The sequence below is a fragment of the Hyphomicrobium sp. CS1GBMeth3 genome (assembly GCF_900117455.1).
GTDB lineage: Bacteria > Pseudomonadota > Alphaproteobacteria > Rhizobiales > Hyphomicrobiaceae > Hyphomicrobium_C.
The window spans coordinates 1,029,498-1,041,109 of sequence record NZ_FPHO01000003.1 but is presented as its reverse complement, the minus strand read 5'-3'; the positions used below and the strand labels follow the sequence as shown (position 1 = coordinate 1,041,109).

Annotated in this window: 10 protein-coding genes and 1 pseudogene; 7 read left to right on the top strand and 4 right to left on the bottom strand. The window is 63.8% G+C overall.

The window, feature by feature from the left end:
- The first annotated feature begins 23 nt into the window (after positions 1 to 23).
- Positions 24 to 320: an EF-hand domain-containing protein gene (locus tag CS1GBM3_RS12190; protein WP_072395618.1), complete on the top strand. Its 297-nt coding sequence runs from the start codon at positions 24 to 26 to the stop codon at positions 318 to 320.
- 212 nt (positions 321 to 532) lie between these two features.
- On the opposite strand, the gene CS1GBM3_RS12185 is transcribed toward CS1GBM3_RS12190, so the two are convergent.
- Both CS1GBM3_RS12185 and CS1GBM3_RS12180 read right to left on the bottom strand, forming a co-directional pair.
- On the bottom strand, positions 533 to 901 hold the full coding sequence (locus CS1GBM3_RS12185) for a CopM family metallochaperone (protein WP_072395617.1): 369 nt from the start codon (positions 899 to 901) through the stop codon (positions 533 to 535).
- A 40-nt stretch (positions 902 to 941) separates the two neighbouring features.
- Entirely contained in the window at positions 942 to 3,329 is a 2,388-nt protein-coding gene (locus tag CS1GBM3_RS12180; protein WP_072395615.1) for a heavy metal translocating P-type ATPase, read from the bottom strand.
- A gap of 101 nt (positions 3,330 to 3,430) precedes the next feature.
- Between CS1GBM3_RS12180 and CS1GBM3_RS12175 the strand changes: the two genes are divergently transcribed.
- The 3 genes from CS1GBM3_RS12175 to CS1GBM3_RS12165 all read left to right on the top strand — a co-directional run bounded on the left by CS1GBM3_RS12175 (position 3,431) and on the right by CS1GBM3_RS12165 (position 4,817).
- Entirely contained in the window at positions 3,431 to 3,706 is a 276-nt protein-coding gene (locus CS1GBM3_RS12175) for a metal-sensitive transcriptional regulator (RefSeq protein ID WP_072395614.1), read from the top strand.
- A gap of 38 nt (positions 3,707 to 3,744) precedes the next feature.
- Positions 3,745 to 4,239: a DUF411 domain-containing protein gene (locus CS1GBM3_RS12170; RefSeq protein ID WP_072395613.1), complete on the top strand. Its 495-nt coding sequence runs from the start codon at positions 3,745 to 3,747 to the stop codon at positions 4,237 to 4,239.
- A 113-nt stretch (positions 4,240 to 4,352) separates the two neighbouring features.
- On the top strand, positions 4,353 to 4,817 hold the full coding sequence (locus tag CS1GBM3_RS12165; RefSeq protein ID WP_083567517.1) for a group II truncated hemoglobin: 465 nt from the start codon (positions 4,353 to 4,355) through the stop codon (positions 4,815 to 4,817).
- 39 nt (positions 4,818 to 4,856) lie between these two features.
- On the opposite strand, the gene CS1GBM3_RS12160 is transcribed toward CS1GBM3_RS12165, so the two are convergent.
- Together CS1GBM3_RS12160 and solA are read right to left on the bottom strand one after the other, a co-directional pair.
- Entirely contained in the window at positions 4,857 to 7,610 is a 2,754-nt protein-coding gene (locus CS1GBM3_RS12160) for a cation-transporting P-type ATPase (RefSeq protein WP_072395612.1), read from the bottom strand.
- 105 nt (positions 7,611 to 7,715) lie between these two features.
- Positions 7,716 to 8,858, bottom strand: a complete 1,143-nt coding sequence (gene solA, locus CS1GBM3_RS12155; protein ID WP_244534639.1) for an N-methyl-L-tryptophan oxidase — start codon at positions 8,856 to 8,858, stop codon at positions 7,716 to 7,718.
- A gap of 162 nt (positions 8,859 to 9,020) precedes the next feature.
- Between solA and ada the strand changes: the two genes are divergently transcribed.
- The 3 genes and pseudogenes from ada (at position 9,021) to CS1GBM3_RS12140 (ending at position 11,544) form a co-directional block, all read left to right on the top strand.
- Entirely contained in the window at positions 9,021 to 10,103 is a 1,083-nt protein-coding gene (gene ada / locus CS1GBM3_RS12150; RefSeq protein WP_072395610.1) for a bifunctional DNA-binding transcriptional regulator/O6-methylguanine-DNA methyltransferase Ada, read from the top strand.
- Positions 10,103 to 10,264 (top strand): annotated as a pseudogene (locus CS1GBM3_RS12145) (Fic family protein); the annotation flags it as partial. The gene ada and the pseudogene CS1GBM3_RS12145, both read left to right, overlap by 1 nt.
- Positions 10,265 to 10,308: 44 nt before the next feature.
- The gene (locus tag CS1GBM3_RS12140; protein ID WP_072395609.1) at positions 10,309 to 11,544 is read left to right on the top strand and encodes a glycosyltransferase; all 1,236 of its coding nucleotides are present in this window, start codon (positions 10,309 to 10,311) and stop codon (positions 11,542 to 11,544) included.
- Positions 11,545 to 11,612: the final 68 nt, after the last annotated feature.

Genomic DNA, 11,612 nt, shown 5'->3' with positions numbered 1-11,612 from the left:
AATTAACATATTGGGAGAAAACGATGAGGAAAGTTCTGATCGTGGCTGCGGTGGCGCTCATGCCTTCCGTTGCGATGGCGGATTGGGCGGGACATTTCGCGACGCTCGACACCGATGGCAACGGCCGGATCAGCCGCACGGAGTGGGAAAAGAACGTGTCGAAGCTGAACCTCGATCCGGCGCCCACCTTTACGGCGATGGATGAAGACGTGAACAACGCCATTGACGAGGACGAGTGGGCTGCAGCGGAGAAAATGGCGAAGGCCTTCCCCGTGTCATGCAAGTCAGCCACGGAATCCTGGTGTCCGAAGCAGTACTAATTCTTGGACACTAAGAGCTGCCTCGAAACCCGGCAGGCAACTTCCGGGTTTCGGGCGACTGCGTGAACACGGCGTCCACCAAGGGGCTATGGCTTCGGGTGTCGGCTAGGATCCGGCGCGATTGTGGCCCTGCGGGTCTGACAGCGGGCAGGCATGGGCGCCTTTCAGCTCGTGGATCGCATCGTACGATCCACGAGCTGTCCTGATCCAGATTATTGGCCGCGCTTGGCGAGCCAGTCCTTCATGAAGGCGATCTCGGCCGTCTGCGCCTCGATGATTTCCTCGGCGAGCTTGCGCGTTTCCGGATCTTTCCCGTACTTCAGAACGATCTCGGCCATGTCGATGGCGCCTTGGTGGTGAGGGATCATGCCGCGCATGAAGTCGACGTCGGGGTCGCCGCTCAATGTGGCGGTCATGCCCTCGTGCATGCGTGCGTTCGCCTCCTCGAAGGCCTTGGTGGCTTCGCTCTTCTCGCTCGTCGCCGTTCCATGATCGTCGTGGTGATGGTCGTGATTGTGAGCCCAAGCTAGGGTCGTCATCAGCGCCAAGGCGGGAAGAGACAGTGCGAATGACCGCTTCATGCGTGCTCCATGATGCAAAAGAAAAGTCGGACGGAGGCGATCACAACTCCGCGCGGTTCAAGCGCAGTGCGTTGGCAACGACACTGACCGAGGACAAGGCCATGGCCGCCGCGGCAATCACGGGGGAAAGGAGAAGTCCGAAGACAGGATAAAGAACGCCGGCCGCAATCGGCACGCCGGCGGCGTTGTAAATGAACGCAAAGAACAGGTTCTGACGGATGTTCGACATGGTGGCGGCGGAGAGCGCGTGGGCACGTACAATGCCCGTCAGATCGCCCTTGAGCAGTGTCACGCCGGCGCTCTCCATGGCGACGTCGGTTCCGGTGCCCATGGCGATGCCGACATCGGCGGCGGCGAGGGCTGGCGCGTCGTTGATGCCATCGCCGGCCATGGCGACGACGCGGCCTTCGCTACGATGGCGTGCGACGATGGCGCTTTTGTCCTCGGGCAGCACCTCGGCTTCGACGTCGTCGATGCCGAGTTTTCTGGCGACGGCCTCGGCCGTGGTGCGCTGGTCGCCGGTGAGCATGACGACGCGGATACCGTCCTTTTTCAGGGCCGCGATGGCGGCGGGTGTGGTCGGCTTGATGGGATCGGCGATGGCGATGATGCCGGCGGCCTTGCCGTCTATGGCGACGTAGATCGCGGTGGCGCCGTCGCGGCGTAGCTCGTCGGCTGCTGTGTCGAGGGGCGCCGTATCGACGCTGGCGTCGGCCATGATGATACGGTTGCCGATGGCGAGGCGTTTGCCCTCCACCGATCCCACGACGCCTTTGCCAACCGGCGAGTCGAAGTCCTGCGGCTCGGCGAGCGCGAGGCCGCGCTCGCGCGCTGCGCCGACGATGGCGGTGGCCAGTGGGTGCTCGCTGCCGCGCTCTAGGCTTGCCGCGAGGCGTAAGAGCTCGGTTTCATTCTGGCCTTCGGCTGGCCGGACCGCGACCACACGCGGCTTGCCCTCGGTCAGGGTCCCCGTCTTGTCGAAGAGCAGCGTGTCGACCTTCTCCATGCGCTCCAGCGCCTCGGCGTTCTTGATCAAGACGCCAGAGCGCGCGCCGCGGCCGACGCCGACCATGATCGACATCGGCGTTGCGAGCCCGAGCGCGCAGGGGCAGGCGATGATGAGCACGGAGACGGCGGCGATCAGCGCGTAGGCAAGGCGCGGCTCGGGTCCCCAGATCGACCATGCAGCAAAGGCAAGGATCGCAACGCCGATCACGGCCGGTACAAACCAGGCCGAGATCAGATCGACGAGGCGCTGAATGGGCGCGCGGCTGCGCTGGGCGTCGGCCACCATCTGCACGATGCGCGAGAGGACGGTGTCACGGCCCACCTTGTCGGCGCGCATAACGAAGGCGCCAGACTGGTTGGTGGTGCCGCCGATCACGGCGTCACCTGTGGTCTTGGTCACGGGCATGGATTCGCCGGTCACCAAAGACTCATCGATGGCGCTGCGGCCCTCGACGATCTCGCCATCAACGGGGACGTGCTCACCGGGGCGCACGCGCAGGCGGTCTCCGGCCGCGATATCCTCAAGGCGAACGTCCTCGTCAGTGCCGTCGGGGCGGATGCGGCGTGCGGATTTCGGCGAGAGGTCGAGGAGCGCGCGAATGGCGCCGCTCGTACGCTCGCGGGCGTTGAGCTCCAGAACCTGGCCAAGCAGCACCAGCGCGGTGATGACGGCGGCGGCTTCGAAATAGACGGCGACGGAGCCGTTGTGATCCCGCATAGAGGCCGGGAAGACGCCTGGCCAGAGCGTGCCGACGATGCTGTAGATCCAGGCCACGCCGGTGCCCATGGCGATCAGCGTGAACATGTTCAGGTTGCGCGTCTTGAGAGAGGCCCAGCCGCGCTCGAAGAATGGCCAGCCGGCCCACAGCACAACGGGTGTCGCCAGCACGAGCTGGGTCACGTTTGAGGTTTGTCGGCCGAGCCAGTGCTGGAGGCCGGTCAAGTGGCCGCCCATCTCGAGCGCGATGACGGGCACCGTCAGCGCCAGCGCGATCCAGAAGCGACGCTTCATGTCAGCGAGTTCGGGGTTGGGCGCGGCGTCGGCGGTGATCGTCTCGGGTTCGAGGGCCATGCCGCAGATCGGGCAGGAGCCCGGGCCTTCCTGGCGGATCTCCGGGTGCATCGGGCAAGTGTAGATCGTGCCTGGCGGCGGAGGTGCTTTGGCCGCAGCTTGCGCAGGATCAAGGTAGGCGGCGGGATCGGCGGCGAACTTTTCGCGGCAGCGCGCGGCGCAGAAATAATACGTCTTGCCGCCATGTTCGTAGCGGTGGTTGGCGGCGTGTGGATCCACCGTCATGCCGCAGACGGGATCTTTCACGCTGCCCGGCGCAGGCGCTGGGTGATGATGGGCGTGGGCTCCGTGCTCGTGCTTACCGTGCTGGCAGCAGGAACTGTGCTGATGGTTCTCGTGGCTGGCCATAGCCGCTACTCCTCGGACTCAATCCCGCCGCGTGGGCTTCCCTTGGATACCCTATGGGGGTATATCTTGACAGATATACCCCCATAGGGTATCTGTCAAGCATGATGAAGAACGCAAAAACCTCCCGTCTGAAACGCCTATCGCGCATCGAGGGGCAGGTGCGCGGGCTCGCGCGGATGATCGAGGAGGATCGCTACTGCATCGATATCGTGACGCAGATCGCCGCTGTGCAGGCGGCGCTTCGGCGTGTCGAGGAAGATGTGCTCCGCGCTCACATCTCCCATTGCGTCGCGCATGCCGTGGCGAGTGGAGACGAGGCCGATCAGAAACAGAAGATTGATGAATTGATGCAGGTTCTGGCGCGGGGTGCGCGCTGAGGCGTATGTTGCGACGGTCCGGCTGATGGAGATGTGAGATGGAAAACCCCACGAGGCCTGATCGCCGTCATGTTCTGGGGTGGCTTGCGGCTGGGCCAGCGCTTCTCGTGTCGGTTATCTCGGTGCGTGCGCGAGCCTTCGATGAGACTCTGCCGCCGATGATGGTCTTTCGCGATCCCAATTGCGCGTGCTGCCATTATTGGGTCGAGCATCTTCAAGCCCATGGCTTCACCGTGACGGTCCATGAGGCGCCGAACATGAAGGCGGTCAAGACGCGGCTCGGCGTGCCCGCGGAATTGGGCTCCTGCCACACTGGTGAGATCGGCGATTACGTCATCGAGGGGCACGTTCCGGCGGTGGCCATCCAGCGTCTCCTCGCAGAGAAGCCCAAAGGGCGTGGCCTTGCTGTGCCCGGCATGCCGATCGGTTCGCCGGGCATGGAAGGCGGCACGCCTGAGGTCTACGAGGTCATGCTGTTCGGAGACGGGGAGCCGCGCAGCTTCGGCCGCTTCCGCGAGGACAGGCCGGTCTAATTCCGCATGTCGCAATGTAACGGCGTTGATCTTCCATGGTGCGTGTTTTAAAACATTCAAACAATATGCATCTTATTGGCGGTGTCTCATCCGCCTGATTGCGGAGAGTCGCCATGGATGCGCTTCGTTCTCGAGTCGCGGCTGATGATCGCTACGGGCGAGCGGTGCAATCCGAACGGCGCGGTCCCGACGGCGCGCCGCTGCTCTATCAGCGCGTGGGCGGCGAGGGTGGCGTACGGAAGCTCGTCGAGATGTTTTATGACATCGTCGAATTCGAGCCGGAAGGCCAGGTCCTCCACGCCCTACATCTGCGTGGGCACGGAGTGGCGCATTCGCGCGTCGAGCAGTTCAATTTTCTCTCGGGCTTTCTCGGCGGGCCGAGGCTGTACATCGAGAAATACGGCCATTCGAACGTGTGCGAGATGCACGCTCACGTCGAGATCGATGCCGAGGCGCGCGATGCCTGGCTCAACTGCATGTCGATCGCGATCGATCGGGTTGGCTTGCTCCCCGACGTGAAGACGGATCTGATGGCCGCCTTCACGCGCGTTGCCTTCATGCTGAAAAATAAGGACTGATGGGGCGCCGTTGGTACGGAAGGCTCAGCTCGCAACCCTTCACGTCGTGTGTGCTGACGCGTTCCGAGGGTGCTCCGGATAGACCTTCAGGATTTCGAGGCGGCGCATCAGGTGCTTCTCTGCCTCGAGAACGATCATCGCAATGACACCGACCGCCACGATTAGCAAGCCGTCGGCGAAGCTGACAGGTTCGGTCGCGAACAATTCATGCATGATAGGTGCGTAGGTGAAGGCGATTTGCGCGATGACAACCGTTCCAATGGCGAGGAAAACGGGAGGTGTGCCGAGTGCGCCCCGCCATGTGATCGATGTCATGTGGAGATAGCGCACGTTGAATAGGTAGAAAATCTCGAGCACGACGATCGTGTTGACGACCATGGTGCGGGCAAGATCTAGGCTCAAGCCGCGGCCAAGTGCATAGAAGAAGATGCCGAGCGCGCAAGCGACGAATATCAGCGACACGAACACGACGCGCCAAACGAGGAACGGCGTAAGCAGCCCGGCATCGGCCTTGCGCGGAGGGCGACGCATCACGTTCTTCTCTGGTGGCTCGAATGCAAGCGCGAGGCCGAGCGTGATGCTGGTGATCAAGTTGATCCATAGGATTTCCACCGGAGTCATCGGCATCGTGAATCCGAAGAGGATCGCCGCGACGACGGTTAGCGCTTCGCCGCCGTTCGTCGGTAGCGTCCAGGACGTTACCTTTTGAATGTTGTCGTAGACCGTGCGTCCCTCGTGCACGGCTGCCACGATCGAGGCGAAGTTGTCGTCCAGCAGCACTATTTCGGAGGCTTCCTTGGCGGCCTCCGTGCCTTTGTGGCCCATGGCGATGCCAACGTCGGCCTGCTTCAGGGCTGGCGCGTCGTTCACGCCATCTCCGGTCATGGCGACGATGTGGCCGTTGGCTTGCAAGGCGCGGACGATACGCAGCTTGTGCTCGGGGCTCGTGCGCGCGAATACGGCGGTGTCGCTGACGGCTTCGCGCAGAGCGTCGTCGGAAAGCGTGTCGAGATCGTGGCCCGTAAGCACACGCGGGGCTTCGCCGAGACCGAGCTGGCGCGCGATGGCTGCCGCCGTTGCAGCATGATCGCCGGTAATCATTTTCACGCGGATGCCGGCCGAGTTGCACTCGGCGATGGCCTCGACGACTTCCGGGCGTGGCGGATCGATGAAGCCGACGATGCCTAAGAATACGAGCCCGCTTTCGACGTCCGAGAATGTCAGGCACTCATCGTTTCCATCCGGGGTCTTCATGGCGAAACCCAGCACCCGTTCGCCGTTCGAGGCGGCGGCCGCAATGCGCTCGGTCCAGTAGGCCATGTCGAGTGCCTGAGTGTGATGCCCGCAGTCCTGCAAGGCGCACATCTCGAGCACGCGCTCCGGCGCGCCCTTCACGAAAATGACGTTGCCTTCGTCATCCGGCACGCGGTGGAGCGTGGCCATGAAGCGGTGCTGTGCGTCGAATGGAATCTCCTCGAGCCGCGGCCAAGTCGTGCGCACGTCACTGGCGTCTAAACCTGCCTTCAAGGCCAGCGTAACGAGTGCGCCCTCCATCGGGTCACCGTTGACGGCCCAGCCGCTCGGCTTCTCGTGGAGATGGGCGTCGTTGCAGAGCAGGGCGGCGCGGGCAAGCGACGTGGCAGCCAGCCGGCTGGCCGCGTCGTCAGAGCCGGATGGGTTTATCAGCTCGCCTTTCGGCTCGTAGCCAGCACCGCTGACAAGGATCTCGCCATGAGGGACAACGATGCGACGCGCCGTCATCTCGTTGCGCGTCAGGGTTCCTGTTTTATCGGAACAGATCACGGACGTGGCGCCGAGCGTCTCCACGGCGGGCAGGCGTCGGATGATAGCGTTGCGCGCAGCCATGCGCTGCACGCCGATGGCGAGCGTGATGGTGATGACGGCGGGTAGTCCTTCGGGGACGGCGCCCACGGTGAGTGCGACCACCGCGATCAGGGCTTCATCCCATTGGTAGCTTCGCACGAGGACCGCAAAGGTAAACAGAAGCGCGGCGGTGCAGATGGCGATCCAAGTGAACCGGCGGCCAAAGTCGTTGATCTGCCGCAGCAGTGGTGTGGTCAGTTGCTGGACCTCACCGAGTAGGCGGCTGACATGGCCAATCTCGGTCGCAAGGCCTGTCGCGACGACAACTCCGGCACCCTGACCGGATGCGACCATGGTGCCGGAGAATGCCATCGAGCTTCGATCGCCAAGCGCGGCTGCGACGGGCACGGGCGATTCGTGTTTCTCGGAGGCAACGGATTCGCCGGTCAGGATGGCTTCCTCGATCAGCATGCCACGGGCCCGAAGAAGGCGAACATCCGCGGGCACGCGGTCGCCGGCTTCGAGCAGGGTGACATCGCCTGGGACCAGCTCGGCGACGGGGATGCTGACACGCTCGCCATTGCGCAGTACGTGCGTGTGCGGCGAGATCATGCGCCGGATGGCTGCGAGCGCGTTCTCGGCCTTTCCTTCCTGGATGAAGCCGACGACGGCGTTGACGAGGACCACTGCCACGATAACGCTAGCGTCCAGATAGTGACCGAGTACCCAGGCCGCGAGGGCGCCCGCGAGGAGGAAATAGATCAACGCATTGTGGAACTGCGCCAGGAGGCGCCATAGCGGATGGCGCGGCGGCGTGGCGGGCAACTCGTTGCGGCCGTGGTACTGCAGACGGCGTTTTGCTTCTTCAGACGTCAATCCGTCCGGATCGGACCGCATCTCGGCCAAGACGTTCTCGGCTGGGCGCGCATGAAAGGCGTCGGAAGGGATCGAGACGTCGGTTTCCTGCATTCGGCCTGGAGGCTCCCGGAGTGATGGTGTCGCGCTGGCATTTGGTGCAACTGCTACGTGAAACCTCCCTATGATCCTCTGACCTGGATCAACCCTCCGTTAATCTCATGAGGTGCCTTGGAAGCGCGAGAGGGCAAACGGAGAGAGATCGAACGCGCTCTTCTTCCCGGATGCAAGATCGGCGAGGATTTCGCCGATGGCGCTCGAGAACTTGAATCCGTGCCCGGAGCACGGCGAGGCCACGATGATTTGAGGCGCATCCGGCAGCCGGTCGAGGATGAAATGCTCGTCCGGCGTGTTCGTGAATATGCAGGTGCGGAGCGTCAGCACGTCGCCATCGGCTTCGGGGAAGAAGGCTGCGAGGCCTTTGCGTAGCGCCTGCTCGTCGGCGGCATTCGGCTCGCGCGACAGCGCATCCGCCGGGCCTTTCTCGCGGAGGTGGTGATAGAGACCTATCTTGAAGCCGGGCAGGCCCCAGGCCGGGAGCTGATAGAAGTGGCCAAGATCGCTTTTCAGGTTCGAGACCGGGAAGGCACCGAGGCGGAACAGCTCCGGCCGCTTCGGGCGGAACCAGCCGAGCACTTGGCGCTCCGGAACCGCGGTCTCCTTGAGGCCAGGGACGTGCTCGCCGATCCAGGCTCCGGTCGAGAGCACCAGGCTGCCTGCTTCGTAGGTGCCACGGTCGGTGCGTACGCGGACGCCTTCGCCGTCGGCGAGCGGCTCGAACCCGAGCACGCTTTCGCGGCCGCGGATGACGGCGCCCGCGTCCATCGCCAATTCGGCCGCAACGACAATGGCGCGCTCGGATGCGACGAAGCCGCCGTCGGGCTGGTGCACGGCCATGAAGTTTTCAGGCAAGCGATAGCCGGGGAAACGTGCGCCGATATCGGCGGCCGTCAGCAGCGTGTGCGGCAGATCGTGCTGGCGGCAACTCTCCAGCGAGCCTTCGATGATGGGTGAGCCCGAGGGGCCGATATCAAGCGATCCTGTTGTGTAAAGCAATTGCTCGCCAGCTTTCTGGCCGGCCTCGCGCCAGAGCTCATAGGCCCGGCGCAGAATCGGCACGTAGAGTGGATGCTCGAAATAGGAGAGCCGGATGATACGGTTCGCGCCGTGCGACGAGCCCATGCCGTTCGGAATGTCGTAGCGGTCGAGGCCGAGCACGCGCTTGCCGCGCTTCGCGAGGTGCCAGCACGTCTGCGAGCCCATGGCGCCGATGCCGGCTACGATAACATCGAACGTAGTCACCCTATCGCTCCCCATTCGTTCGTTCCCCGGTGTTCATAAGGTGCGTTTATGCCCAACACAATCTGGGCGGAGATGTCCGTTTTTTGAATTCGAAAGCAAGGAGCGGAGTGCAGGGGAGCGGTGAAGGCTCTATATCTTGGAGCCATGAGAGAGTCGAAAACCATGAGGCGGCGGTTTAGCGGTGACGGCGAAGTTGCCCCTTCCAGCGGGGCGGCGGATACGCGCTATTGGAAGGCTGTTCAGGCGCGTGACCGGAGATCCGATGGCACGTTCGTCTATGCGGTGGCGACGACTGGCGTCTATTGCCGCCCTTCGTGCGCGGCGCGCCGCGCAAAGCGCGAGAACGTGAGTTTTTGTGCCTCCTGGCGCGAGGCAGAGGCCGCGGGCTTCCGTGCGTGCAAGCGCTGCAGGCCGAATGAAAGGCAGGACGGGAGTTCGCTCGACATGGTGCGCGAGGCCTGCCGGTTCATCGAGACTGCAGAACATGCTCCAAGCCTGTCCGAGCTGGCGGCGCGATCTGGCCTCAGTCCGTCGCACTTTCATCGCGTGTTCCTGGCCGCGACGGGCGTGACGCCCAAAGCCTATGCGAGCGCGCACCGTCATGGGAGGCTGCGCGAGGCGCTGAAAACGGGTGCAACGGTCACGGAGGCCATGCATGACGCCGGGTTTGGATCGAGCAGCCGCTTGCACGCCGCTTCTCGAGCGGCTCTCGGCATGACGCCGTCCGAGTTCAAGTCGGGAGGTGCCAACACCGCGATTCGGTTCGCTGTCGGACATTGCGATCTCGGTGCCATTCTCGTGGCGGCAAGCGACAAGGGCATCACGGCGATCCTGCTCGGTGACGACGCTGAGGCGCTGGTGCACGAGCTGGAGGACTGCTTTCCACGCGCGACGCTGGTTGGTGGGGATGCGGCGTTCGAAGCCGTGGTGTCGCAGGTTGTCGGGCTTGTCGAGGCACCCGAGGCCGGGCTTGGCTTGCCGCTTGATGTGCGTGGCACCGCGTTTCAGTATCGTGTCTGGGAGGCGTTGAGCCAGATCCCAGTTGGCGCGACGGCCACCTATAGCGAGATCGCTGCGCGTATCGGGATGCCAAAAGCGGTGCGCGCTGTTGCCTCTGCATGTGCGTCCAACAAGATCGCGGTTGCCATTCCGTGCCATCGCGTCGTGCGCACTGATGGGTCGCTGTCCGGCTATCGATGGGGCGTCGCGCGCAAGCGCGCTCTGCTCAAACGGGAGGCGCGGTAGTGCGCGCTATGTTCGACGACGTGAGCTACTGGGTCGAGCACAACACCTATCCGCCGGATGAGTTCGCGGTGCGCCTTCATCACCGGCTCGTCTATATTCATCCCTTCCCCAACGGCAACGACAGGTATGCGCGCCTCATGGCTGACCTTCTCATCGAGCGGCGGCACGTTTCATGATGTCGGCGCGTTAAAGGAAGAGTGAGCGCATGCGCGTTGCGATCCAGACCCTTGGCACCAGAGGCGATGTTCAACCCTATATCGCCCTGGCCCGCGCGTTGATGGCGCGCGGCCATGAGGTGCAATTATGCGCGCCCGCGCAGTTCGAGGGATTAGTCTCGGACCACAATGTCCCCTTCGCTCCCGTGCCGGGAGAGTTCCTGGCGCTGCTCGATAAGCCGGAGGGCAAAGCCGCCGTGGCGGGCAGCAAGGGTTTCGGCGCAGGGTTCAAGCTGCTCAAGCATATCCGGCCGCTCATGCGCGCAGTGCTCGATGCCGAATGGGAAGCGATGCGTGGTTTTGAGCCTGACGCCATCGTCTACCACCCAAAATCCATGGCCTCGCCATCGGCCGCAGAGAAACTTGGCCGGCCCTGCATACTCGCTTCGCCCTTGCCGGGCTTTACGCCCACCTCCGCCTTCCCGGTTCCGCTCCTGCCTTTCCGCTCACTCGGGCCGTTCAACCGCGCGAGCCACCAGCTCGCTATCCTGGGCCCCCGCCTGCTCTTCGGGCGCATGATGCGTGCGTGGCGGGAAGCGTCGCTCGGTTTGCGGGGCGCGCAAGGCGCATCCCCCGTCGGCACGGTCTATGCCTACAGCCCGCACGTCCTCCCCGTGCCGAAGGACTGGGGACCCGACGTGCTGGTGAGCGGGTACTGGTTTCTGGATGGGGGCGACTGGACGCCGCCGGAGCGGTTGAAGCGGTTTCTCGATGATGGGCCGCTGCCGGTCTATATCGGCTTCGGCAGCATGCCGGGGGTCGATGCAGACCGCATGAGCGCGACCATGATCGAAACCCTGCGGATGTCCGGCAAGCGCGGGTTGCTTGCTTCTGGCGGCGGCGCCTTGCGCGTGGGTGATATGCCGCAGCACATCCACCTCATCGAGCATGCGCCGCACGACAAGCTTCTGCCGCATGTCGCCGCGACGATCCATCATGGCGGCGCGGGTACGACTGCCGCTTCTCTGCGCGTCGGCAAGCCGATGACGATCTGCCCCTTCTTCGGCGATCAGCCGTTCTGGGCGCGGCGCATGCACGAGCTTGGCGTCGCTCCGCCCCCGCTTGACCGCAAAAACTTGAGTGCCGCCGAGGTCGCATCAGCCATCGCAAGCATGGACGGGGAAGCGATGCGCGAACGCGCATCGGCACTTGGCGCGGCGATTCAGAAAGAGAACGGATGCTCGCTTGCGGCGCGGTTCATCGAGCGGAGCTGCGCGCCTGCGTGAACATGCGCTGTCTTCCGCGCGCCTGCATTCCTGGGTGAACCCAGCGTGAACGGCAAATCAGCGAATCT

What these genes read in the sequence shown, in the direction of transcription:
- CS1GBM3_RS12165 (WP_083567517.1), top strand. Translation starts at nt 4,353, where the DNA reads ATGGATGCGCTTCGTTCTCGAGTCGCGGCTGATGATCGCTACGGGCGA.
- ada (WP_072395610.1), top strand. Translation starts at nt 9,021, where the DNA reads ATGAGGCGGCGGTTTAGCGGTGACGGCGAAGTTGCCCCTTCCAGCGGG.
- CS1GBM3_RS12180 (WP_072395615.1), bottom strand. Translation starts at nt 3,329, where the DNA reads ATGGCCAGCCACGAGAACCATCAGCACAGTTCCTGCTGCCAGCACGGT.
- CS1GBM3_RS12160 (WP_072395612.1), bottom strand. Translation starts at nt 7,610, where the DNA reads ATGCAGGAAACCGACGTCTCGATCCCTTCCGACGCCTTTCATGCGCGC.
- CS1GBM3_RS12190 (WP_072395618.1), top strand. Translation starts at nt 24, where the DNA reads ATGAGGAAAGTTCTGATCGTGGCTGCGGTGGCGCTCATGCCTTCCGTT.
- CS1GBM3_RS12175 (WP_072395614.1), top strand. Translation starts at nt 3,431, where the DNA reads ATGATGAAGAACGCAAAAACCTCCCGTCTGAAACGCCTATCGCGCATC.
- CS1GBM3_RS12185 (WP_072395617.1), bottom strand. Translation starts at nt 901, where the DNA reads ATGAAGCGGTCATTCGCACTGTCTCTTCCCGCCTTGGCGCTGATGACG.
- CS1GBM3_RS12170 (WP_072395613.1), top strand. Translation starts at nt 3,745, where the DNA reads ATGGAAAACCCCACGAGGCCTGATCGCCGTCATGTTCTGGGGTGGCTT.
- CS1GBM3_RS12140 (WP_072395609.1), top strand. Translation starts at nt 10,309, where the DNA reads ATGCGCGTTGCGATCCAGACCCTTGGCACCAGAGGCGATGTTCAACCC.